This window comes from Staphylococcus sp. Marseille-Q5304 (assembly GCF_943737015.1).
Taxonomy (GTDB): Bacteria; Bacillota; Bacilli; order Staphylococcales; family Staphylococcaceae; genus Staphylococcus; species Staphylococcus hsinchuensis.
In genome coordinates, this window is record NZ_CALSFP010000001.1 from 434,993 (window position 1) to 459,312 (window position 24,320).

Below are 24,320 nucleotides of genomic sequence, written 5' to 3' on the forward strand. Positions count from 1 at the left end.
AGGAGTTGGTATGATGAAAGCAATTGTTTCAAATAATCAATTTTCATTAGATGATGGGAACCAATTTTCAGAAATAGATATACCTCAGCCGGAACCTGGTGAGGGAGAAATACTAATTAAAGTAGAGACGTTGAGTGTCAATCCTGTAGATACGAAATTGAGACAACAACCATTTAGTGATGAAGAAAAACATCGTATATTAGGTTATGATGCAGTAGGAACGATTGAAAAAATCGGAAACAATGTTTCAACATTTAAAAAAGGTGACAGAGTATTTTATTCTGGTGCGCCATCTTATGCAGGTGCCAATCAGCAGTATCAACTTATGGATGTACGTTTAGTTGCACACGCACCTCAATCATTGAAGCCGACTGAAGCGGCTGCACTACCGTTAACAGGTTTAACAGCTTATGAGACGTTATTTGATACTTTCAATATCTCAGAAAATCCACAGGAAAATCGTGGTAAAACATTGTTAATCATAAATGGTAGTGGTGGGGTTGGCAGTATTGCAACTCAAATTGCCAAAGCTTATGGGTTACGTGTCATTACTACAGCTTCTAGAACAGAAACGATAGAATGGTCAAAACAGATGGGGGCAGACCTCGTCCTTAACCATAAAAATGACCTATCAGATGAATTTAAAAAACACGACCTTGCTGATGTTGATTATATATTTTGCACCTTTAATACTGATGCTTATTATGAAAAAATGATTGAACTCGTAAAGCCACATGGCAAGATTACTACAATTGTTGCGTTTCAAGACAAACAAGATTTGAATTTATTAAAATCAAAGAGTGTCACATTTACACACGAATTCATGTTCACAAGACCGTTACATCAAACTGAAGATATGCAAAAACATCAAACTTATTTACAAGATATTGCACAAAAGGTTGATGACGGCGTTTATCACACGACATTAAATCAAACATTAAATGGGCTTACGACAGAAACGCTTTTTAAAGCACATGAAATACTAGAAAGCCATAAGATGATTGGTAAGTTAGTCATTCAAGTTGATGAAGATAGCGAAAATTAAAATAAGCGGAGTGGAATAGAAATCGAATTTTTTAATAGAGATTTCGTAATCCCACCCTGACAATGATGACTGGGATGGAAAAGCTTGATATAAGCTCGTTTTCAATTCAGATTCTAAGCCACCAACGAAGATTAGTTTTATCTTCGCTGGTGGCTTTTAATATGGTTTTATATGGATTTGATTATTTAATATATAATAAAATATTATTAATTAATATATTTACGATAAACTTGCGCAAGGTTCACGAAAAATATTTTTATTTTCATTATAAACGGGTATATAAATTGTACAAAGAAAAGGGAGTGTTATTTTGACATGCGGTTAAAAAAATTAACAGCAGTATTTTGGATTGCACTAGCAATTTGTACACTATTTGTTATTTATGGTGCAATTCTACCGAAACAACTTGAGAAAGTAACTCAAACAATTACCAACTTTATTGCAGTTAATTTTGGTTGGTATTATTTATTACTTGTTTTAGCTATATTAGTAGTTTGCGTATATTTATTATTCTCTCGCTTTGCTTCAATCACATTAGGTGAAGAAGGTGAGGATCCAGAGTTTTCTCTTAAATCATGGTTCGCTATGTTATTTAGCGCAGGTATGGGAATTGGCCTTGTATTCTGGACGACAGCAGAACCAATAAGTCATGCATATACGTTAACACCGTTACATAAAAAAGGGACACAAGCAGCAATAAATGATGCAATGCAATTTTCATTTTTCCATTGGGGTGTTCATGCATGGGCAGTGTATGGCATCGTCGGTTTAGTGTTTGCTTATTTTAGTTTCCATAGAGGTTACCCTGGTTTAGTTAGTGCTACGTTAACACCTATATTGGGCTCTAAGATGATGAAGGGGCCTGTTGGAGGCGCTATAGACGTATTAGCGATAATTGCCACAGTGACAGGGGTTGCTGCCACGTTAGGTTTTGGTGCATTACAAATTAATGAAGGTTTAAATTTCTTGTTTAAAGTACCGTCTAACTTTGGCATGCAAGTAGTCATCATTATTATAGCAACGATATTAATTACTTGGTCGGCCTGGTCAGGTATTGATAAAGGTATTAAAGGATTAAGTAATATTAATATGGTGCTTGCGTTTATTGTGCTATTAATTTTGTTTTGTGTAGGACCTACATTAACAATCTTAAATACGTTTACTAACTCACTTGGTGATTACATTGCTAATTTCTTTAAAATGAGTTTACGTATACCACAATCAGGTGGAGAAAAATATAAATGGCTTCAACAATGGACAATTTTCTACTGGGCTTGGTGGATTTCATGGGCGCCATTTGTTGGAATATTTATCGCTCGTGTATCTCGTGGTCGTACAATCAAAGAATTTATTATTGGTGTTTTATTTGTGCCAGCAGTAGTTTGTTTCTTATTTTTCGCAGTGTTTGGAGCTTCAGCAATGCAGTTACAGCAAAATAAAGTAGCAAATATTGCAAAGGAAGCGACAGAAACAGCAACCTTCGCAACGTTGCAACATTATCCATTAGGTTTCTTATTAAGTATCATCACTTTAGTGGTTATTATGATATTCTTCGTTACTTCAGCAGATTCAGCCACATATGTGTTAGGTATGTTAAGTTCAAAAGGTTCAATTAATCCTTCTAGTATCGTAAAAGTAAGTTGGGGAGTTATTCTCGCGTTGTTCGCGGTTATCATGATTTATACTGGTGGAACGCAATCAATTCAAAATTTATTGATTATTGCGGCATTACCATTCTCCATAGTGATAATTTTAATGGTGTGGTCATTGTTTAAATCATTAGCTGTAGAAAAACCACGATCCAGTAAAAAGAAACGGGAAAGACATGAAAATGCATAAAAAGCAAATAATTTTTATCTTAAATTAAGGAAAATCACTTCTTTAATTGAAAATGTAACTTTTACCATAAAATAATAAAAATATAGGTTTTTAGCGATTGTATAAAGGGTATTAATCAGTTGTAACAACAGCAACATATTATAGTATTGGAGGTGGCATACGAGGTGAAACGACTAAAGAATTTTATACTAGGGCTATTAATTGTAGTAATTGTCGGAGTATTACTATTTATGTTTATTAAAGATTCACGTATTAGTAAATACCAAGATCAATTAATGCACTTTAATTGGTTCGTTCCAACATTAATTGGTTTGTCGGCGTTACTCATCTTAATCGGTCTTATAATGGTATTCAGCTTGTTTAAACCTACGTATAGAAAGCCTGGATTATATAAAGATTTTGAAGACGGCCATATTTATATTTCAAGAAAGTCAGTTGAGAAATCAGCGTACGACACTATTTTGAAATATGATGAAGTCAGACAACCGAATGTAGTAGCAAAACTTTATAACAAGAAAAAGAAATCGCATATAGCATTAAAAGCAGATTTTTTCGTTCCTGGCGATGTACAAGTGAATTCGTTAACGGAAGAAATTAGAAATGATATCAAGCAAAATGTTGAACATTTTACAGAATTACCAGTTTCGAAGTTAGAAGTTAACGTGAAAGACCAAAAAACTGCAGGCAAGCGAGTGTTGTAAGGGAGGGATATCATGAGTGAAAATAATAATTCAAATGAACAAGATTCTCTACAACAAATCATCAATTTCTTCAAGGAATATAAATGGAGAATCATTGGTTTCCTAGCATTTTTAATCATTGCGTTACTATTTTTAAATATAGGTTTCTGGAGTACAATTTTAATCATCGTTTTATGTTTGATTGGCGTAGGTATAGGGTATACGAAAGATCGAACACAAGATTTTCTTAACTTTTTAAATCGATGGAGTTAGTTTGTATAAAGAGAAAACAACATTTGGCCATTGACTTATAAAATATTTATTATAAAGGAGAATTATTATGGCAGTAGATAACAATAAAGCTAAACAAGCATATGACAACCAAACAGGTGTAACTGAACAAGAAAGACGCGAACAACAAGCACAACAACAACAAAACCAAGAGCAACAATTTTCTAATAAATTAACTTTTTCAGACGAAGTAGTTGAAAAAATTGCTGGAATCGCAGCACGTGAAGTACAAGGCATCTTAGAAATGAAAGGCGGCTTTGTCGATAACATTTCAAACTCATTTGGAAGCAGCAACAACGTAACACAAGGTGTAAGCGTTGAAGTTGGTGAAAAACAAGCCGCAGTAGACTTAAAAGTAATCTTAGAATATGGTGAATCAGCACCAAAAATCTTCCGCAAAGTGACTGACTTAGTGAAAGAACAAGTTAAACACATTACTGGTTTAGATGTAGTAGAAGTTAATATGCGCGTTGAAGATGTAATGACTAGAAAAGAGTGGGCTCAAAAGAAAGAAAAAGGCGATAACCCTTCAAATGAACAAAAGAATTTAAAATAATATAAATTTAGAAAACCCTAAATGCAATTATGCATTTAGGGTTTTTTATTGGTGTTATTGAATATCTAATATTTCAATTTGTATAAAAACCCCCATTAAAAGTTTGAATAAATTCTTTTAGTGGGGGTTGAAAAATTAAACATTATTTTCGAACCAAGGGATTTTTTACTTGAATGTACGTATAGTAATCAGCTTCATCTTCTAATCGCATGGTTGTAACACATTTATAATCTATTTTTGGTGCGAAGATTGTTTGACGTATTGCATCAATATTAGATTGCTCTGACTCAGACATTGAGTTAGCAATTTGATTAAGTTTAACGTCAATAATATCGCTAATTTCCGACCATATTGTTGATTCTAATTTCCGGTTATCACACGATTTAGCAATACTTGCAATAAGTTCTCCTAGATGATTTTGAATCGTAGAGTAAAACATTTTATTAAATACTGTAGTTTTAGAATCCGTTAATATTAAAGATTTTTCATGGAAGTGCTCGGTTGAATATCCAGCTTGATTGAGCTGTACTTTATCAATACGTAGCCCCTCAAAATCTCTAATATACATTTTATTTAAACTACCGTCTTGATTGAAACTTGCAATCGTATTTTGTAAATGTGCTTCCATGGCGATACCATATTTGACTACTAAAGGTAAAGTCATATCGAGAATTGCTTGACTGTACTGTTTAAACCATTCAATTGACGCTTTATTAAATGACTCAATGTTTTGGTGTGCTTTGTAAAGTTTAATCAGTGATACTAAAGGCGTCTCATCGTTTAACGGATGTGTTGCGACTAAACTGGATGGTATCAATGGTACCGTGTCAGATGAAATCATTTGGTTGATGTTCGTTCTAAATAAAGTCCCCAATTGTTCGCTACGTTGTACTTGTACATCAGATGAATCAGAAGGGTGATAAAAATGAATCCCAGCAATTTCATCAATAGTATCGGCCTCAATTTCACTAAATAATGGATCGGTAGACTTAATATTATTTAAAATAGCAGTTAACTGAGGTCCATTAATCGTTGTTTGTTCAGAAAGTGTACGAATTTCACCAGTAATATGGACATTTGTCGACAGTTTAATATGAGGTGTCGTTATCGGTAATTCTGGCATCAATGTTCTGAATGATAACCCTGCAAAATAATTGATATCATATTGAAGTGGTATCATTTGACCAGATTTTAGCTCTTCTTGATATTCCTTCAACAAAATATTGTCGTATTGCCACGGATGAATGGCCATCACATAATATTGTTCTAGTTGTTGAGCGCTTACGTGTTGTAACGCTACGTCATGTAATCCTTTAAATTGATGATATATCGTTGAATTATAATCACCATCTAAAGTAGCAACTTTGGCTATATCTTTTGCAATTAATACAAAATGCATCGGGATAGGATGACCAAATTCAGATGAATAGTTGATTGTTGTAGCAGGACTCATCCCTTTTCGTAATTTAGCACCTGGATGAAGTGGGTGTCCTTCTATCACGGCTTGTTCAGATCTTAAATAAGGATCTTGATGTTGATTAATGAGCTCAAACAATGGCACGGTTACATCAGCAAGTTGATATGTTTGAAAGCTTAAAGCAATCGCCATGTTTGCAGCACTATTATTTATATCGTCTAAAAATTGTTCACTGGCTTCATTATTTAAGTGAGGTGCTTCACTGAAAATTAGATTTAATATTGTTTCTGGATGCAGTACGCGTTGTATTTGATGTTGATTGGTTATGTAAAATGGGCCTTGAACATCTATACGGTCAAAAGCATGTATACCACTAATAGGAGCATACAATGTTTTATCAGTAGTTGGGAAAGCGATTTTTAAAACTTGGTGACAGTTTGTATTTAATGAGTAGGGTAGGTTTGAAATATCAACAATATTACTTCTCTCACGACTATTGACCAAATTCTCTCTATGTAATGAAGTAATCAAACGTTGTGTTATTTTATCTCTACTTGGCATGAGCATAGTGTTGAAATGCTCGGCCCATAATTTGTTTGTGGAATTTAAATAAGATAAGGCCTCACGTTCGTCATGCGTGAGTTCTATATTTAAACTGGAAAAATTATTGTTCGAATTCATATAAAGCACCTCTAAAATTTATTTTACAAATGTATACAATATTTGTATAATCTATATTAACGATAATGAGAATTGTTATCAATTAAAAAGATAGGTGGAATATCATGGCAAAATACTTCTTTCCTAGTTCATTCTTACTGTTTTTAGGAAATTGGATTGGCCAAATCACTTTAAATTGGTATGTGTTTAATTTATATCACAATGCAATTTACTTAGGTTTAATTAACTTTTTTAGGCTAGTACCAATTTTACTCATTAGTTTGTGGGCTGGGGCATTAGCAGACAGATGTGATCGTGGTAAACTATTGCGCATCACAATTACTTCATCATTTATATTAACGACAATATTATGTTTATTAGTTTTACAAAATAATAATCTACCTATCGCTATATTTTTAATATATTCACTTGGACGCGGTATCATTAGTGCAGTTGAAACACCTGTAAGACAAGCCGTATTACCAGATTTAACTGAACGATTATCAACGACACAAGCCGTATCATATCATTCATTTATTATTAATATATGTCGTTCAATTGGGCCAGCAGTTGCTGGGTTTATCATGGCAACTTATAACGCTGAAGTGAGTTTTTCGGTACAAGCACTGTGTTACTTTATCGCAGTACTTTGTTGTATACCTTTGAAATTTCCAAAAAATATTCAAACACGTGAACAATCTAAAGTAAGCATTAAGTTTGTACTCGAATATTTTAAGGATCATCGCATAGGTGCGCGAATTTTCATTACGTCATTATTAATTATGGCTACAGGTTTTACATATACCACATTATTACCTGTACTAACCGATAAGACATTTCCAGATCAGGTCGCCATTTTTGGTAATGCAATGACGTGTTGTGCGATAGGGGGTATTATCGCGACGATGATATTACCAAATTTACTTAATAAAATTTCAATGGTTCATATGTACTATTTTAGTTCAATATTGTTTGGTATCGCATTAATAGGTGCTATGAGTAACCAAACAATAATTTTATTTATTTCTCTTTTCTTTATTGGATTATTTAGTCAATGGGCCAGAACGACAAATAGAGTATATTTTCAAAAGCAATTACCGAGAGAACATCGGGGTAAAATATTAAGTGTCGTGATGATGGATAGAGGCATGATACCTTTAGGTGCTGTTGTGATGAGTTTTCTTGCTGATTTAATTGGTATTATTGAAACATTTTTAATTATGGGTATCAGTACAACAGTTATTGGAATCGTATTTCTTATTATTAATAAATTTAGTAAAGATGGAGGCAAAGTTGTATGAATCAACAAATGTGGCTAGTTGCCGATCAAAATGTTCAACACCGTATCATAAATGCGATGATAAAGGAACATATTTATACTGAGGATACGCAATTAAGTGAAAGTGACGAATTGGTGATATTTAACAAAAATAACTACAAATTGAATATAGAAAAAGTGAGAACCACAGCATTAATGCGCTATCAATTTAATGGTTTTCCTCAATTTGTGGTAGGTGAAAGAGTTGAGGAAGTAGCTTCCGTAGAACGTTTATTAGAAATAATTGAACATTACTTTGATATACCTGTATCTCAAAGGTTAACAGAGGAACTAGTCTCTAGTCGAAATGGCTTTGTATTAACGTATAAACATTTTGAGAACAGAAAGGCGTTAATCAAATCTAGTTTACAATTTACTAAAATGCCTGAGAGTTTAAACTTTTTTGCCTGGTTACAATATTTAAATGATAACAATCAGTTAGATGAATTAAATTATTCCGAAAGTTTGATACTTGAAGGACATCCGACGCACCCTCTGTCTAAAACGAAACTTCCATTAACTGATGAAGAAGTAAAACGTTATGCGCCTGATTTTGAAAAAATTATACCTTTAAAAATCATGCTTATTCATCATACACATTGCGTAACAACATCGATGGAACAAAATGATCAATATATTTTGGATTACATTATTCCAGAGTATAAAGGGAAATTGGAAGCATTCCTCGCTCCTTATCAGCTAAAGTTAGAAGACTATAGAGTTATGATTGTCCATCCATGGCAATATGACAACGTGATTGTGCAACAATTTTCTGAATGGATAAAAGAGAGCAAACTTTTACCAACTCCATTTGAAATTGAATCTAAAGCAACACTTTCCTTTAGAACGATGGCGTTACTGCATAAACCGTACCACATTAAATTACCTGTAAATGTGCAAGCGACGAGTGCTGTGAGAACCGTATCGACAGTAACAACCGTTGATGGCCCTAAGTTGAGTTATGAGTTACAAGATATGTTGAACATATATCCACAATTGCAGGTTTCAATGGAACCCTACGGTATACATGCCATGACAGATTTAAATACTGCGCGTCAATTAGGCGTGATAGTTAGGCAACAACCAAAGATAGATCATGATGGTATAACACTTGTAACTGCAAGTTTAGTTAATCGTAACCCTGTTGACGGGAAAGTAATTGTAGATAGTTATTTAGATTGGGTTGGTGAGGGTGTGACAACGAAAGCGATCAAACGTTTTATTAAAGCATATGCAGAAACACTGATTAAACCTTTGCTTGCGTATATCCAAGATTTTGGTATTGCTTTAGAAGCGCATATGCAAAATACTATTGTGAGTTTAGGCGAAGGATTTCAAATGAAATTCAATGTGAGAGATCTTGGTGGTTCGCGTATTGATTTAACAACATTTAATCATCGTGTGCCCCATGTCGAACTTACGAATAAAAGTTTAATCGCGGAAGATATTGTAGCGGTTATAGCGAAATTTCAACACGCAGTGATTCAAAATCAAATTGCTGAGTTAATACACCATTTTACACAATATGAAGGTGTCGCAGAACGTGAATTATTTGATATCGTTCGAGAAGTTACCCAAGATTCGATTGACAATAATAAACCACATGCAACGCAAATCAATAACGTTTTATTTGGAAGAAAGATCACAGTTAAATCACTGTTACGTATGCGAATGGAAAGTAAGGTAAAGCAATATGTGACCATTGATTTAGACAATCCGTTATATAGAGAGGTATAACTATGGCACAATTGAAGATAGATTTATCAAAAATACAATATAATGCACATATATTACGAGACATGTGTAAACGTAGTCATATTCATTTTACCCCTGTAGTTAAGGGTGTCGGTGGGGATGAACGAATCATTCAATCGTTAGCTGAAATAGGCATAACGCATTTTGCAGATGCTAGAATAGATAATATTAGAAAGAGTTACAATGGTCATTATACTTATACAATGATAAGAACTGGTAATCAAAGTGAACTCAAAAACATCGTAAACTATACTAATATTAGTATTCAAACTGAATTGGAAACGATACAACACATTAATCAAATCGCGAAATCACTAAACAAAACACATGAAATTTTATTAATGGTTGATTGGAAAGATGAAAGAGAAGGTATACAAACATATGAAGTTATAGAATATATAAACAAAATCGTAAATATGCAACATGTGAAAATGAAAGGATTGGCCTTTAACTTTATGTGTTTTCACTCTGATACTCCAACAACTGAAGATATCCAATTAATTAACGAATTTGTAACGCACGTTGAAAGCCAAACAGCATTAAACATGCAAATTGTCTCAGGGGGGAATTCAAGCGTATTACCAGAAATGGCTAAAGGTCCTCTAGGGAAAATCAATGAATTGAGAATAGGAGAAACTTTATTTAGGGGTGTCAATACCACTACAGATACGCCAATACCTGCTTTGTACCAAGATGCGATTACTTTAGAAGCGGAAATCGTAGAAATTAAACCGAGATTGAGGCATCAATCGCATCATGATTATTTACAGGCGATTCTTGACATAGGCAACCTAGATACAAAAATTCCTGAAATACAACCGTTACATCATGAGGTAGACGTTTTAGGTGCAACAAGTGATCATGTTATGGTTGATTTATATAATCATGATAATTATCAAGTTGGTGATAAGATTCAATTTAGCTTAGGCTACAGTGCTATGGCACAGAGTATGTACATGCCTAATATTACAAAAACGTATGTTGTAGACGAAGCAATTCAAATAATTAATGAAAATTTTGATAAAGTTTTGGGTGTTTCGAAAAATATTCATAAATAGATGTAAAATCATATTGACAATGATAATTGTTATCAATAGAATAAAAGTGTAATTGATACATACATGAGGAGTGAAGTAGATGAAGCACAGCAAAAAGTTTTTGAGCCTTGTTGTTCTTATGGTTGCCGTACTAGTTTTAACTGCATGTGGCAGTGTGAGTGATAACGAAGCGGGTAAATCGAAGAATAATAAATCAAGTAAAGATACGGTTTCAATTAAACACGATGAAGGCACTACAAAAGTACCTAAAAATCCTAAAAAGGTCGTGGCTTTAGAATTCTCATTCGTCGATGCATTGGCAGCTTTAGACATTAAACCAGCCGGTGTAGCGGATGATGGAGATAAAAAACGTATCTTACCTTCTATACGTGAAAAAATTGGTGATTACAAATCTGTGGGTGCTAGAAAGCAACCTAATTTAGAAGAAATTAGTAATCAAAAGCCAGATCTTATTATTGCTGATAGTAATAGACATAAAGGCATTAAAAAAGATTTAGAAAAGATTGCTCCAACAATCTTCTTACCAAGTTTCGATAGTGATTACAAAGATAATATCGAAGCATTTAAAACAATTGCGAAAGCAGTAGGTAAAGAAGATAAAGGAAAAGAAAGACTAGATAAGCACGATAAATTAATGGATAAATACAGCAAGAAGATTACTATGGATAAATCTGAACCCGTTTTACCAGCAGTAGCATCTAAATCAGGTTTATTAGCACACCCAGAGAATACTTACGTAGGTGAGTTATTAAAAGAATTAGGCTTTAAAAATGCTTTAAATAAAACTAAAACAGATAACTTGTCTAAATACTTAAAAGGACCTTATTTACAATTAAATTCAGAAGTTCTTTCTGATATCGATCCTGGGCGCATGTTTATCATGACGGCTAAAGGTAAAAATGATCCCGATCTTAAAAAGCAAGAAAAAGATGCGGTTTGGAAAGACCTAAAAGCAGTAAAAAATGATAGAGTATCAGTAGTAGATAGAAATACTTGGGCACGTGCGCGTGGTATCATATCTTCTGAAGAAATTGCGAAAGAACTTGTTGAAATTTCTAAAGAAAGACAAAAAGACAAACAATCAAAGTAAGGTGAAATGGTAATGACTAAACAATCAAATATTAGTCAAACCAATACGAAAGACACTAAAATGCAAAAACGCACTGCGCTCACTTTTATAGTGAGTGTATGTGCGCTTTTTGTCATTATGTATTTAAATTTACGTATTGGTTCATCACAGATAAATATCAATGATTTTAAAGATTATATTTTGAATGATCATACAAAACAAACTAATTTAATACATAGTGTACGTATGCCAAGAATGCTTGCTGGTTTAATTATAGGGGCAGCTTTAGCATTATCCGGTTTGCTTATGCAAGCGATGACGAGAAACCCACTCGCTTCACCTCAAATTTTTGGGGTGAATTCAGGTGCTTCATTTGTAGTGGTTTTAATTACAATGTTAATCCCTGCTTTATCTGGCTTCTCTACAATACTTGCTTTTGTTGGTGCTTTCATCGGTGGGTTAACCGTTTATTTATTGTCAGGTTCAACGAAAGGGATGACACCAGTCAAGTTAGCGCTTGCCGGAATGGCGATTCATCTATTCTTTTCAAGTATGACTCAAGGTATTATCTTATTGAATGAAGATGCGACTACATCAGTTATGTTTTGGCTTGTTGGTTCACTTTCAACAATAAAATGGGCACAAGTTATCGCTATCTTACCTTGGTTAATAATTGCATTTATCATCACGATATTAATAGCACGTCAACTAACAATTATGGAACTTGGTGAAGATTTAGCAACTGCCTTAGGTCAAAATGTTAAAATGCTACGTCTTATTACAGGTGTATTAGTAATCGTAATGGCTGGTGCTTCAGTCTCAGTAGCAGGACCTATTGGGTTTGTAGGTTTAATCGTACCGCATATCGTTAAGCATTATATACGTACGGACTATAAGCTAATGGTGCCTTTAACGATGATTATAGGCGCAGATTTATTAATGTTATCTGATGTATTGAGTCGATTAGTTGCGTATCCATTTGAATCACCTGTTGGAATTGTAACTGCATTTTTAGGTGCTATTTATTTCTTAGTGATTACGATTAAAGGAGTGGAAAGCCTATGAGTAAGCAATTAACAATAAGATATGTAATAGTTGTTATACTGCTGCTCTTAGCTTCAGTTGCCACTTTATCTATTGGTTCTGTAATGATAAACCCAATAGATGCAATTAAGGGAATTTTCACACACGATAATTTTATATTGAATGAATATCGTTTGCCGAGAATGTTATTAGGTCTCATCGTGGGTAGTAGTCTAGCTATGTCAGGTTCGTTAATACAAGGAGTTGTACGAAACCCTTTAGCTTCTCCTGACGTTATTGGTATAACTAAAGGTGCCAGTTTAACAGCTGTCATTATCATTATGTTATTTCCATCAGCGCCATTATTTGTTTTACCATTTGGTTCATTTTTTGGTGCATTGATTATTAGTGTGATTTTAACGGTACTGATTTCAAAATTTAATGTGAGCGGGTCAAAACTCGCATTAATTGGTTTGGCAATTGGGGCGATTTGTTCAGCGATTGTACAATATTTACTCATCCGTAACCCTTTAGATGCTAATAAAGCATTAGTGTGGTTGACTGGTAGTTTATACGGACATAACATGTCGAATGTTTTAGTAATATTGCCGTGGTTTATTATAGCAGTACCATTAATTGTATATTTTTGTAATCAACTGGATATTTTATCGTTAGGTGATGATATTGCTATCGCATTAGGTGCAAAGGTTAAGAGAACTAAAATGATTCTGTTGCTATTAGCAGTCATATTAGCTGGTGCATCGATATCAGTTGTAGGAGGATTAAGTTTTCTAGGATTAATTGCACCGCATATCGCACGACGTATAGTAGGACATAAACATATTCATATTACGATTATGTCTGGTTTAATGGGAGCATTATTACTCACACTCAGCGATGGTTTAGCACGAGGTATTCACCCTCCATTAGATATCCCCGTTGGTGTCATAGTTGCAATTGTTGGAGTTCCATATTTCTTATTCTTATTGAGAAAAATATGATCCCTTAAGTGAAAATATATTGTGAAGCAATTAAATTATGTATATAGTATGATAAATAATGTCAGTAAAATAATACATTTAGTTATTTACATATTTATGCATAATAGGTTATAATTATTGGTGTTATTTAAAAGAGATAAAAACCACCAAGGGGTGAAACTTATGAACCAATATAGTCGATCGCAAATTTTGAAGGGCAGATTGAAATTTATCATTATGTCATTAATTGGGATAATCTTATTTTTAATACCTATTCCAGTAACAAAAGATGGTAAGACAGAAACCACTTTGCCTGTAGCATTTTTAGCGTCATTTTTGAAAGATATTATAGGGGGCGCAATGCCCATCATTATTGTTTTAATCATTACAGTATCAGGAATAATCACACTACTTTGTTCAACGATATATAAGGATAAGATACATCCTACTGGATTATTAGCTAGTGCATTTAAAGTTAGACCAGTTTGGCTTATATTAAGAATTTTGGCTGTGGTATTTGTATGGATGACATATTTAAAGATTGGGACGAAAGTCATCTATTCTTCTGACACAGGTGGGTTAATATTTAGTGATTTATTACCTACGTTAGTGACAGTATTTTTCTTTGCAGCACTATTCTTACCATTACTTATGGAGTATGGTTTACTTGAGTTACTTGGTCCAATTTTTAGACCAATAATGAGACCATTATTTACCTTACCTGGACGATCTACAGTAGACAATTTAGCTTCGTTTATTGGTGATGGGACAGTCGGGGTCGTTATTACGAGTAGACAATATCAATTAGGTTTTTATTCAAGACGTGAGGCGACAGTAATTTCAACGACATTTAGCGTTGTATCAATAACTTTTGCTATAGTTGTAGCAAATACTGTAAATATGCAAAATCATTTCTTTTATTTTTATTTAAGTGTTATTGTATCGTGTCTTGTTTGTGCGTTAATATTGCCGAGAATATGGCCTTTAAGTGCAATAAAAGATGAATATGCAAAAGAAGTACCGGAAGAACATCGAACAGAGAAATTGCCAGACAACCAATCGGCAATAAGTTACGGTTTCCAACAAGCTACAGAAACAGGTATCAAAGCGCCAGGAGTTAAAGAATTCTTTATTTCAGGATTTAAAACTGTAGTTGATATGTGGTTTGCGATCTTGCCAGTGGTAATGAGCATCGGTACAATTGCGACAATCATTGCAAATTACACGCCATTCTTTGCGATTATAGGAAAACCATTCTTGCCATATTTAGAATTATTACAAATACCCGAAGCTACCAAAGCATCTGAAACAATTATTATCGGATTTGCAGATATGTTCTTGCCATCCATTTTAATAGATGGTGTTAAAAACGATATTACTTTATTCGTGGTTGGTGCCTTAAGTATTTCTCAACTTATCTACTTATCAGAAGTTGGTGGCGTTATTTTAGGTTCGAAGATACCAGTGAGTATCTTTAAACTGTTTATAATCTTTTTAATTCGTACAATCATCGCTTTACCGATTATCGCGTTGATGGCGCACTTATATTTCGGCTAATTAAGCTTGTTGCGTTTAAGGTAATTTATTAGTTTTATAATCAAAAATATACATTAAAATGAATAAAAACACGTCAGGTTTAATAAGAACCTGACGTGTTTTTTTAGTATACAATTAATCAAGTGTAGATAGGACGTGCGCTTTTACGATTTCATTTTCTATTACCGGTGATTCCTCATCTTTAGATTTTGATTTATGACCATGTGCCTCTTTAAAGGCATCACTCTTAAGCCATGCATTAAAGTCTTCTTCAGTTTCCCACCATGTATTAACGTACATATAATCTGCATCTTCCTCGTTATCGAGCTGCCACACTTCAATACGTTTGAAACCATTCAACTCCTCAATTTTTCCACCTTTAGTAAAATGAGGCGCCATCTTTTCAGCGAAACCAGCTTTTAGTTTCATTCGATTTGTAACGACATACATTGGATTCACCTCTTTCATTATTTTCTACTATTATAACATTCTAGAGATAAAATCTGTTTTAAAAGCATAGCTGTAATTTATAACAAAGAACCTGTTAGATTCGAAATGAACCTAACAGGTTTTTATATAAAGTATTAAATTTATTTTGTTATTTCGTTGTATACTTTTTGATCGTTTTGAGTATAAATAATGTATTCATGGTCTTTAGTATCAATGATTACGCGATTTGTTTTACCGAAAGTAGAACCGATACGAGAAACTTTGTCTCTATCTAATTTAGGAACTTCGTGGATATTTTGATCTTGAGAAATATTTGTTATTTCACTAGTAGGAATCTTAATATCTGCAACTCTCCATTGAATTCGTACTTCGTTATTATCTTTCTTTACAGTCATTGCCATTACTGAACACATCCTTTAAATATTTTGTAGCTATATCATACAATAACTTGTAATCGTTTTCAAGGAATTATGCGATACTTTTAATTATTGTGTTATACTTTTTTCGTTGCGAAAGTATGTTCGCATTTTCGCTTTAAATGTGTTACTATATCCTTTAAAGGAGCAATGTAAATGACAGGCAAAACGCATATATCTTGTGGACTTTTAATAGGTGCATTATCTATTAATTATTTCCATACAGAAATATTTACATCTGTTACGATTATGACTTTGGCAGTAATTTCGAGTATATTTCCTGATATTTGCCATACACGTAGTATCATTGGAAGACGCTTTAAATTAATTAGTTTCATTGTAAGAATGTTATTTGGACATCGGACGTTTACGCATTCATTGTTGTTCATGATAATCATTGGAGCATTATTAGTCTTTATACAATCTCCCACACGTTATATAGTAACAATTATGTTAGGATTAATATCACATGTTATACTAGACATGTTAACATCAAGGGGTGTTAAATTATTTTATCCACTTCCGATTAATGTTAGATTTCCATTTGTTTGTCGAACTGGAGGATTAGTAGATTTGTCATTAGCTAGTGCGATAACAGTTGGTACTTGTTATGTGCTATTACGACCGTTTATAGATCCTTTTATTTCGCAATGGATTCATTAAATAATTTTGGGGTAAATCAATACATATTATAGTATAAATATTATTCTTTAAAATTGAGGAGAGAACTTATGCTAGATAAGAAAGAATTGGACAAATATAATCAGGGACATTTAACTGAATTTGAAAAAATGATGAGCAATAATGAAAAAGAGCAACTAGCTAATAAAGTAGAAGAACTTGATTTAGCTGACATTCAAAGTCTATATGAAGAACTGTATGTAAATAAGAAAGTTATTAACGACGTATCTTCTATTGATGAAGTGAGCTACAATGTGAAGAATGATTATACAGATGAAGAAATTAAAGATTTTGAAAAGACAGGACTAGAAGCAATTAAAAAAGGAAAGTTCGCCGTGGTATTAATGGCTGGTGGTCAAGGTACACGTTTAGGTTATAAAGGGCCTAAAGGTACTTACGAAATCGAAGACGTAAGTTTGTTTGAACTTCAGGCGCGTCAACTTATCAATTTATATGAGCAAACAGGAGTTTATATAGATTGGTATATCATGACGAGCAAGATAAATAATCGTGAAACGCAATTATTCTTTGAAGATCAGGATTATTTTGGCTACGACAAAGAACATATCCATTTCTTTAAACAAGATAATGTAGTGGCGTTATCTGAAGAAGGTAAACTTGTATTAGATGTTAATGGCAATATTTTAGAAACGCCAAATGGTAATGGAGGTATCTTCAAATCATTGAAGAAAGCTGGCTACCTGGAGGAAATGTCTGAAAACGGTGTAGAATTTATCTTTTTAAATAATATTGATAACGTCTTAGTAAAGGTACTAGATCCTATGTTTGCAGGTTACACTTATCAAAAGAGTGTAGATGTAGCAACTAAGTCTATTAAACCCAAGGAAGGTGAAAGTGTTGGTAGACTTGTAAATGTTGATCAAAAAGATTCAGTTTATGAATATTCTGAGTTAGATGAGTCAGCGGCAAATTCCTTGGATAATGCCAACATCGGCATCCATAGTTTCAAGCTTAGCTTTATAACAAACGTTGTAGATTACAAATTACCGTATCATTTAGCTGTCAAGAAATTGAAGCAACTAGATGAGGACTTTGGCGTGATTGAACAGTCTACGCTCAAATTTGAATTGTTCTATTTTGATATATTCCAATATGCGAATAGTTTTACTACACTTCAAGTACCGAGAGAAGAAGAATTTTCTCCTTTAAAAAATAAGGAAGGTAAAGATAGTGTTGAAACAGCAACAGCTGACTTGAAACGAGTTGGTTTGATTTAAAAGGTGGTTAAAATTATGTCAGATTCCATGGAAACTGATTTGAAAAATAGCGATAATACTTTGAGAAAAATGATTCCATTAAGTTTTGGTGAAGAAGTAGGTAATTCAGTTTCCCATGGGGTGGCAAGTTTTTTAACCCTAATAGCTTTACCATATGCAGCCGTTAAAAGTTATATTGAATTTGGTGGCATAGGCGCACTGAGCGTATCGATATTCGTCATAAGTATATTTTTAATGTTTATGTCATCAACAATTTATCACACAATGCCAAGTTACTCATCACATAAACTCGTGTTGCGCATTATCGACCATAGCATGATTTATGTTGCGATTGCTGGCACGTATACCCCCGTATGTATACTTGTAGTAGGTGGATGGTTAGGCTGGTCAGCAATGCTAATTCTATGGGGTATCACCATTTGGGGTGTCCTGTATAAATCATTATCGAAAAATGTTAGCCATAAACTTAGCTTAACAATGTATTTAGTTATGGGATGGATAGGTGTACTATTTATACCTACTATTTTATTTGATACATCGCTGACGTTTATGCTGTTTATTTTATTTGGAGGTATTGCATATACAGTAGGTGCTTGGTTTTATGCACAGAAAGAGCGTACGTACTTTCATATGATATAGCATTTCTTTATAATGTTTGCATCTATATGTCATTTTATAGCGATTGTATATTTCATTAAATAATATTCAGTCTAATCACTAAGATAATATAGTTAATAATTGAAATGTATAGGGAATGGGACAGAAATTGAATTTTCTAACGGAAATTTCATAGTTCTACCTAATTGTTAAAGAGTCTGAGACATCTATGTTTGTCCCAGACTCTATTTTTGTGCTTATCAGAATAATATTTCTCGATGATAGCGATTTAATAAGCAAATAATAACTTCTATATACTATTTGCGAATTTTAAATTTTTCATAGGCCAGAAGATGTAATTTACATATTATGTATTGCATTAAAAGATAAAAAGTGGATAATTTATAATGGTTTAATTAGATATATTAGAGAGGTGATATAGTTTGAATTGGAAATCAATAGGGGTCGTTACTGCGCTCGTATTAGTAATGTTTATGTCAGCGATTGAAACATGTATCGTTTCTCTAGCTATCCCAACAATAAAGAATGATTTGAACGTGACACATTCAATATCACTCATATTTGCAATATATTTTATTGCTATAGTGATAGCAAATCCTATTGTAGGTGAATTGCTCAGTCGTACTAAAATTATATACATCACTTTAGTAGGTATATCTCTATTTACAATAGGTAGTTTATTTTCTGGTTTAAGTCAAACATTTATGATGCTAATCATTTCAAGGTTTGTTCAAGGACTCGGAGCTGGAGTAATGATGTCGCTAAGTCAAATTGTACCTAAATTAGCATTTGATATACCATTCCGCTATAAAGTTATGGGAATTGTAGGAAGTGTATGGGGCATTTCTAGTATAATAGGTCCATTATTAGGTGGCGGTATTCTAGAAATTGCGTCTTGGCACTGGTTGTTTTACATAAACATTCCTATTGCCGTGATTGCAATGATTATGGTTTTACTAACATTTCATTTTGAAAGAGAAACCACTTCGAATGCCAGTAAATTAGATTTGAGAGGGTTATCGTTATTTTACGTATTTATCTTTAGTTTAACCTTCGCTGTGATGTATCAAGGGGGAATTATTCTAAATATTGTTGCACTCATCGTAGCAATAATTGTGGGTGTATATTTAATTAAAAGTGAGAAGAAGCAAAGTAATCCTTTTATTCCAGTTATGGAGTTTAACCGAAGTATTATATTAGTGTTTATAACTGATTTTTCCTATGCAATTATTCTTATGGGCTATAATTTATATATGCCATCATTCTTACAAGAATACTTACATATTTCTCCGTTACAAAGTGGATTCGTAATTTTCCCTATATCATTTGCATGGTTATTACTTAACTTTGTTCTAGATAAACTGGAAAGTAAAATGAGTAGAGAAATGTTATATTTATTTGCTTTTACATCATTAATGCTTTGTGGCATAATAGTGATGTTCGGAACATCCTCACCAATATTTATAGCGGTGAGTCTATTACTTGCTGGAATGAGTTTCGGTATAGTTTATACAAAAGATAGCGTAATAACACAAGAAGAGTCAGACCCTACAAATATGAAAAAAATGATGTCCCTTTACACATTAACTAAAAGTATAGGTAATTCATTTGGTTCGACAATTATGGGTTATGCATATGCACTTTCACTTTCGTTTACTGTTTATCATATTCACAATGTTATTTTATTATCAATTATAATTTTAATTGGTTTAATCATACTTTGGACTACAGTTTACCGAGGTAAAATCACGAATTAAATACTTTAAGACAGGGTATTAATACTAAGCTCATGCTACATTTCAAATAAGGTTTCTAGTTATTTGGTAGTTGATTGTTATAATGATACTATGATGATTATACGGGGATAATTATAAAAACATGGAATTAATATATAATAAAAAGGGAGGACAGTAGGCAATGAAATATATTAAATATTTATTCACAACGCTTATTGTGCTTTCTGTATTTATCATGTCTGGAGCTATCTTCTTAGCTTTTCTAGGTTTTGGGCTCTATGGTTTAAGTAGAATATTAATTTATTTCCACCTCGCTTATTTTGGTTATAATAAAAGTTTCTATGATAATTTAATTTATTATGGTAGCTATATCGTATTTGGTTACTTTACATTATTCTTTATAGAAAACCTCATGTATTATTTCAGAAAGAAAATGCCTGATAGTCCGTATTTTCAAGGTTTAACATTTCAGTTGATTACGTTTACAGTGACGACTTTAATATTTTATTTTGTAGTTCATATTCATTATAGCTATATTAATATTGATTTTTGGGTCATCGTATTAATTATGGGACTTCTCTTCATATGTAAGGAAATATTTTATCCAGAAAGTGAAAACCTTAATCAAAAAAATAAATGACTCATTTTGTAGGATTATTAATAATTTAGAAGTTAGTTCGACTTTTTTAAAGTTTGTGAGCTAACTTCTTTTTTTTATTTTTTATGCTATTTATACTTAATTCGAATGATTTTAAAGCAAACTATGTCGTTGTTTGTTAGAATACAATTCATACACTAGTTTTTAAAGGGGGATATATTGTGTTATCAATAGAAGAAGTAAAATCTCTTGTTGGTGAAATCAAAGACCCAATAATAGATGTGCCATTAAAAGAAACTGATGGTATTGTGGATGTCAAAATAAAAGAAGAGATTGAGCACGTTAGTGTTAAAGTAGCTATGGCTCAATTAGGAGGTCAACCACAACTAGATTTACAAATGGCAATTGTAGAAGTTTTAAAAGAAAATGGCGCGAATACAGTCGGCATTAGATTCGAAGAACTACCTTCAGAAACGGTAGAACAATATAGAGGCGCAGGTTCAGATGAACCTCAAACGATTGAAGGGCTGTTATCTAAGGATAATCCTGTTGAGTTTATCGCGATAGCTTCAGGTAAAGGTGGCGTTGGTAAGTCAACAGTCGCAGTCAATCTTGCAGTTTCTCTTGCAAGAGAAGGAAAAAAGGTAGGATTAGTGGACGCAGATATTTATGGTTTTAGCGTTCCTGATATGATGGGCATCGACGAAAGACCAGGTGTTGAAGGCAAAGAAATTATTCCCGTAGAACGCTATGGTGTCAAAGTAATCTCAATGGCATTCTTTGTTGAAGAAAATGCACCTGTCATATGGAGAGGTCCTATGTTAGGTAAGATGTTAACGAACTTCTTTACTGAAGTAAGATGGGGAGAATTAGATTACTTAATCTTAGATTTACCACCTGGTACAGGCGACGTAGCCTTAGACGTACATACAATGTTACCTTCAAGTAAAGAAATTATCGTTTCTACACCTCATCCTACAGCAGCATTTGTTGCAGCCAGAGCAGGTGCAATGGCCAAGCATACAGATCACTCAATCTTAGGTGTCATTGAAAATATGTCTTACTTCCAAAGTAAAGAAACAGGAAATAAAGAATATGTATTCGGTAAAGGTGGAGGAGAGAAGTTAGCACAAGAACTCCAGACAGATGTTCTAGGTCAATTACCACTTGAACAACCTTCTTGGAACCCTAATGATTTTGCACCTTCTATTTACCAAGCAGAAGATAGCTTAGGTAAAATATACCAATCAATAGCACAACAAATCATCGAAAAAACAAATAAATAATCTTAAAAACGAAGAAGAGTTTTACTTTTCTTCGTTTTTTCTATTGAAAAATTTTAAAAAGATGGTAGAATAAGTCCTTGTGATCAATAAGACAGACAAAACGTTTTTTTGAAATTACTTTTCATAAAAAATTGTTTGAGCTATTGACATTAATTGTTGAGATTGATATTATATAAAAGTCGTCAAAAACGGCACGGAATTATTTAATTCCTTTATAAAAAGTGTAAAAAATATACTTGAAAAGTTATTTGTTTTGTTTTAATATTATAAAAGTGATGTTAACAAAACATTTACAAAATTAATTTTCTATTGACATTCCTTAACAGAGTTGTTAACATAGAAAAGCCGATATTTAAATGAACATTGAAAACTGAATGACAATATGTCAACGTTAATTCCAAACGCAACAACTTAAAGTTGTTAACAAGTGTTGAAGAAACACATTTAGTATTATGAGCTAATCAAACATCATAAATTTTTATGGAGAGTTTGATCCTGGCTCAGGATGAACGCTGGCGGCGTGCCTAATACATGCAAGTCGAGCGAACAGATAAGGAGCTTGCTCCTTTGACGTTAGCGGCGGACGGGTGAGTATCACGTGGGTAACCTACCCATAAGACTGGAATAACTCCGGGAAACCGGGGCTAATGCCGGATAATATTTAGAACCGCATGGTTCTAAAGTGAAAGATGGCCTTGCTATCACTTATGGATGGACCCGCGCCGTATTAGCTAGTTGGTAAGGTAACGGCTTACCAAGGCAACGATACGTAGCCGACCTGAGAGGGTGATCGGCCACACTGGAACTGAGACACGGTCCAGACTCCTACGGGAGGCAGCAGTAGGGAATCTTCCGCAATGGGCGAAAGCCTGACGGAGCAACGCCGCGTGAGTGATGAAGGTCTTCGGATCGTAAAGCTCTGTTATTAGGGAAGAACAAATGCGTAAGTAACTGTGCGCGTCTTGACGGTACCTAATCAGAAAGCCACGGCTAACTACGTGCCAGCAGCCGCGGTAATACGTAGGTGGCAAGCGTTATCCGGAATTATTGGGCGTAAAGCGCGCGTAGGCGGTTTTTTAAGTCTGATGTGAAAGCCCACGGCTCAACCGTGGATGGTCATTGGAAACTGGAAAACTTGAGTGCAGAAGAGGAAAGTGGAATTCCATGTGTAGCGGTGAAATGCGCAGAGATATGGAGGAACACCAGTGGCGAAGGCGACTTTCTGGTCTGCAACTGACGCTGATGTGCGAAAGCGTGGGGATCAAACAGGATTAGATACCCTGGTAGTCCACGCTGTAAACGATGAGTGCTAAGTGTTAGGGGGTTTCCGCCCCTTAGTGCTGCAGCTAACGCATTAAGCACTCCGCCTGGGGAGTACGACCGCAAGGTTGAAACTCAAAGGAATTGACGGGGACCCGCACAAGCGGTGGAGCATGTGGTTTAATTCGAAGCAACGCGAAGAACCTTACCAAATCTTGACATCCTTTGATCGCTCTAGAGATAGAGTTTTCCCCTTCGGGGGACAAAGTGACAGGTGGTGCATGGTTGTCGTCAGCTCGTGTCGTGAGATGTTGGGTTAAGTCCCGCAACGAGCGCAACCCTTAAGCTTAGTTGCCATCATTAAGTTGGGCACTCTAGGCTGACTGCCGGTGACAAACCGGAGGAAGGTGGGGATGACGTCAAATCATCATGCCCCTTATGATTTGGGCTACACACGTGCTACAATGGACAATACAAAGGGCAGCTAAACCGCGAGGTCAAGCAAATCCCATAAAGTTGTTCTCAGTTCGGATTGTAGTCTGCAACTCGACTACATGAAGCTGGAATCGCTAGTAATCGTAGATCAGCATGCTACGGTGAATACGTTCCCGGGTCTTGTACACACCGCCCGTCACACCACGAGAGTTTGTAACACCCGAAGCCGGTGGAGTAACCTTTGGAGCTAGCCGTCGAAGGTGGGACAAATGATTGGGGTGAAGTCGTAACAAGGTAGCCGTATCGGAAGGTGCGGCTGGATCACCTCCTTTCTAAGGATATATTCGGAACATCTTCTACGAAGATGAAACGGAA

At 34.1% G+C, this 24,320-nt stretch carries 21 protein-coding genes and 1 rRNA gene; 19 read left to right on the top strand and 3 right to left on the bottom strand.

Translation table 11 applies throughout. From position 1 onward, the window contains the following. Positions 1-13 precede the first annotated feature (13 nt). The 5 genes from NGI30_RS02100 (at position 14) to NGI30_RS02120 (ending at position 4,411) form a co-directional block, all read left to right on the top strand. Complete coding sequence (locus tag NGI30_RS02100) at positions 14-1,045, top strand: zinc-binding alcohol dehydrogenase family protein (RefSeq protein ID WP_251943910.1); 1,032 nt, start codon at positions 14-16, stop codon at positions 1,043-1,045. A 315-nt stretch (positions 1,046-1,360) separates the two neighbouring features. Beyond that, the gene (locus tag NGI30_RS02105) at positions 1,361-2,884 is read left to right on the top strand and encodes a BCCT family transporter (protein WP_251942583.1); all 1,524 of its coding nucleotides are present in this window, start codon (positions 1,361-1,363) and stop codon (positions 2,882-2,884) included. 164 nt (positions 2,885-3,048) lie between these two features. After that, positions 3,049-3,585 carry an alkaline shock response membrane anchor protein AmaP gene (gene amaP / locus NGI30_RS02110; RefSeq protein WP_251518075.1) on the top strand — a complete coding sequence of 179 codons (537 nt, stop codon included), beginning with the start codon at positions 3,049-3,051 and terminating at the stop codon, positions 3,583-3,585. 12 nt (positions 3,586-3,597) lie between these two features. After that, a complete protein-coding gene (locus tag NGI30_RS02115) occupies positions 3,598-3,837 on the top strand; it encodes a DUF2273 domain-containing protein (protein WP_251518077.1) in 240 nt (79 codons plus the stop codon). A 67-nt stretch (positions 3,838-3,904) separates the two neighbouring features. Continuing rightward, positions 3,905-4,411 (top strand): Asp23/Gls24 family envelope stress response protein, encoded by a 507-nt coding sequence (locus NGI30_RS02120; protein WP_251518080.1) that lies wholly within the window; start codon positions 3,905-3,907, stop codon positions 4,409-4,411. A 142-nt stretch (positions 4,412-4,553) separates the two neighbouring features. Here NGI30_RS02120 and NGI30_RS02125 read toward each other — a convergent pair whose 3' ends face one another. Next, positions 4,554-6,509: an IucA/IucC family protein gene (locus NGI30_RS02125; RefSeq protein WP_251942585.1), complete on the bottom strand. Its 1,956-nt coding sequence runs from the start codon at positions 6,507-6,509 to the stop codon at positions 4,554-4,556. Positions 6,510-6,613: 104 nt separating this feature from the next. On the opposite strand from NGI30_RS02125, the gene NGI30_RS02130 reads away from it, so the two are divergent. The 7 genes from NGI30_RS02130 to NGI30_RS02160 all read left to right on the top strand — a co-directional run bounded on the left by NGI30_RS02130 (position 6,614) and on the right by NGI30_RS02160 (position 15,248). Next, entirely contained in the window at positions 6,614-7,789 is a 1,176-nt protein-coding gene (locus tag NGI30_RS02130) for an MFS transporter (protein WP_251942586.1), read from the top strand. Then, a complete protein-coding gene (locus tag NGI30_RS02135; RefSeq protein WP_251942588.1) occupies positions 7,786-9,543 on the top strand; it encodes an IucA/IucC family protein in 1,758 nt (585 codons plus the stop codon). The genes NGI30_RS02130 and NGI30_RS02135 overlap by 4 nt, the downstream gene beginning before the upstream one ends. Positions 9,544-9,545: 2 nt before the next feature. Further along, a complete protein-coding gene (locus NGI30_RS02140) occupies positions 9,546-10,619 on the top strand; it encodes an alanine racemase (protein WP_251518092.1) in 1,074 nt (357 codons plus the stop codon). A gap of 79 nt (positions 10,620-10,698) precedes the next feature. Then, complete coding sequence (locus NGI30_RS02145; RefSeq protein WP_251518094.1) at positions 10,699-11,709, top strand: ABC transporter substrate-binding protein; 1,011 nt, start codon at positions 10,699-10,701, stop codon at positions 11,707-11,709. Between the two features lie 12 nt (positions 11,710-11,721). After that, complete coding sequence (locus NGI30_RS02150; RefSeq protein ID WP_251518097.1) at positions 11,722-12,753, top strand: FecCD family ABC transporter permease; 1,032 nt, start codon at positions 11,722-11,724, stop codon at positions 12,751-12,753. After that, positions 12,750-13,712, top strand: a complete 963-nt coding sequence (locus NGI30_RS02155) for a FecCD family ABC transporter permease (protein WP_251942591.1) — start codon at positions 12,750-12,752, stop codon at positions 13,710-13,712. Before NGI30_RS02150 ends, NGI30_RS02155 begins: the two co-directional genes overlap by 4 nt. 162 nt (positions 13,713-13,874) lie before the next feature. Next, a complete protein-coding gene (locus tag NGI30_RS02160; protein WP_251942593.1) occupies positions 13,875-15,248 on the top strand; it encodes a YjiH family protein in 1,374 nt (457 codons plus the stop codon). Positions 15,249-15,362: 114 nt separating this feature from the next. Here the strand turns inward: NGI30_RS02160 and NGI30_RS02165 are convergent, their stop codons facing one another. Both NGI30_RS02165 and NGI30_RS02170 read right to left on the bottom strand, forming a co-directional pair. Beyond that, positions 15,363-15,677: a heme oxygenase gene (locus tag NGI30_RS02165; protein WP_251518107.1), complete on the bottom strand. Its 315-nt coding sequence runs from the start codon at positions 15,675-15,677 to the stop codon at positions 15,363-15,365. A 140-nt stretch (positions 15,678-15,817) separates the two neighbouring features. Further along, entirely contained in the window at positions 15,818-16,078 is a 261-nt protein-coding gene (locus NGI30_RS02170; RefSeq protein WP_251518110.1) for a SunI/YnzG family protein, read from the bottom strand. 171 nt (positions 16,079-16,249) lie between these two features. Here NGI30_RS02170 and NGI30_RS02175 point away from each other — a divergent pair, with 171 nt between their 5' ends. The 7 genes from NGI30_RS02175 to NGI30_RS02205 all read left to right on the top strand — a co-directional run bounded on the left by NGI30_RS02175 (position 16,250) and on the right by NGI30_RS02205 (position 24,277). Next, positions 16,250-16,756 (top strand): metal-dependent hydrolase, encoded by a 507-nt coding sequence (locus NGI30_RS02175; protein WP_251518124.1) that lies wholly within the window; start codon positions 16,250-16,252, stop codon positions 16,754-16,756. Positions 16,757-16,824: 68 nt separating this feature from the next. Next, positions 16,825-18,012: a UTP--glucose-1-phosphate uridylyltransferase gene (locus NGI30_RS02180; RefSeq protein ID WP_251518127.1), complete on the top strand. Its 1,188-nt coding sequence runs from the start codon at positions 16,825-16,827 to the stop codon at positions 18,010-18,012. Between the two features lie 15 nt (positions 18,013-18,027). Beyond that, on the top strand, positions 18,028-18,651 hold the full coding sequence (trhA, locus tag NGI30_RS02185) for a PAQR family membrane homeostasis protein TrhA (RefSeq protein WP_251942595.1): 624 nt from the start codon (positions 18,028-18,030) through the stop codon (positions 18,649-18,651). A 401-nt stretch (positions 18,652-19,052) separates the two neighbouring features. Continuing rightward, positions 19,053-20,387 (top strand): multidrug efflux MFS transporter SdrM, encoded by a 1,335-nt coding sequence (gene sdrM, locus NGI30_RS02190; RefSeq protein ID WP_251942597.1) that lies wholly within the window; start codon positions 19,053-19,055, stop codon positions 20,385-20,387. A 160-nt stretch (positions 20,388-20,547) separates the two neighbouring features. Then, the gene (locus tag NGI30_RS02195) at positions 20,548-21,006 is read left to right on the top strand and encodes a SepA family multidrug efflux transporter (RefSeq protein WP_251942599.1); all 459 of its coding nucleotides are present in this window, start codon (positions 20,548-20,550) and stop codon (positions 21,004-21,006) included. Between the two features lie 179 nt (positions 21,007-21,185). Continuing rightward, the gene (gene salA / locus NGI30_RS02200) at positions 21,186-22,250 is read left to right on the top strand and encodes an iron-sulfur carrier protein/transcriptional regulator SalA (protein ID WP_251518137.1); all 1,065 of its coding nucleotides are present in this window, start codon (positions 21,186-21,188) and stop codon (positions 22,248-22,250) included. 477 nt (positions 22,251-22,727) lie between these two features. Further along, positions 22,728-24,277, top strand: a 16S ribosomal RNA gene (locus NGI30_RS02205). Positions 24,278-24,320: the final 43 nt, after the last annotated feature.

Bases quoted from the DNA above. Each gene is read 5' to 3' on its own strand.
- NGI30_RS02160 (WP_251942593.1), top strand. From the start codon at position 13,875: ATGAACCAATATAGTCGATCGCAAATTTTGAAGGGCAGATTGAAATTT.
- NGI30_RS02135 (WP_251942588.1), top strand. From the start codon at position 7,786: ATGAATCAACAAATGTGGCTAGTTGCCGATCAAAATGTTCAACACCGT.
- NGI30_RS02165 (WP_251518107.1), bottom strand. From the start codon at position 15,677: ATGTATGTCGTTACAAATCGAATGAAACTAAAAGCTGGTTTCGCTGAA.
- NGI30_RS02195 (WP_251942599.1), top strand. From the start codon at position 20,548: ATGAAATATATTAAATATTTATTCACAACGCTTATTGTGCTTTCTGTA.
- NGI30_RS02100 (WP_251943910.1), top strand. From the start codon at position 14: ATGAAAGCAATTGTTTCAAATAATCAATTTTCATTAGATGATGGGAAC.
- NGI30_RS02105 (WP_251942583.1), top strand. From the start codon at position 1,361: ATGCGGTTAAAAAAATTAACAGCAGTATTTTGGATTGCACTAGCAATT.
- NGI30_RS02170 (WP_251518110.1), bottom strand. From the start codon at position 16,078: ATGGCAATGACTGTAAAGAAAGATAATAACGAAGTACGAATTCAATGG.
- NGI30_RS02120 (WP_251518080.1), top strand. From the start codon at position 3,905: ATGGCAGTAGATAACAATAAAGCTAAACAAGCATATGACAACCAAACA.
- NGI30_RS02180 (WP_251518127.1), top strand. From the start codon at position 16,825: ATGCTAGATAAGAAAGAATTGGACAAATATAATCAGGGACATTTAACT.
- NGI30_RS02155 (WP_251942591.1), top strand. From the start codon at position 12,750: ATGAGTAAGCAATTAACAATAAGATATGTAATAGTTGTTATACTGCTG.
- NGI30_RS02145 (WP_251518094.1), top strand. From the start codon at position 10,699: ATGAAGCACAGCAAAAAGTTTTTGAGCCTTGTTGTTCTTATGGTTGCC.
- NGI30_RS02175 (WP_251518124.1), top strand. From the start codon at position 16,250: ATGACAGGCAAAACGCATATATCTTGTGGACTTTTAATAGGTGCATTA.
- NGI30_RS02130 (WP_251942586.1), top strand. From the start codon at position 6,614: ATGGCAAAATACTTCTTTCCTAGTTCATTCTTACTGTTTTTAGGAAAT.
- NGI30_RS02140 (WP_251518092.1), top strand. From the start codon at position 9,546: ATGGCACAATTGAAGATAGATTTATCAAAAATACAATATAATGCACAT.
- trhA (WP_251942595.1), top strand. From the start codon at position 18,028: ATGTCAGATTCCATGGAAACTGATTTGAAAAATAGCGATAATACTTTG.
- NGI30_RS02125 (WP_251942585.1), bottom strand. From the start codon at position 6,509: ATGAATTCGAACAATAATTTTTCCAGTTTAAATATAGAACTCACGCAT.
- NGI30_RS02115 (WP_251518077.1), top strand. From the start codon at position 3,598: ATGAGTGAAAATAATAATTCAAATGAACAAGATTCTCTACAACAAATC.
- NGI30_RS02150 (WP_251518097.1), top strand. From the start codon at position 11,722: ATGACTAAACAATCAAATATTAGTCAAACCAATACGAAAGACACTAAA.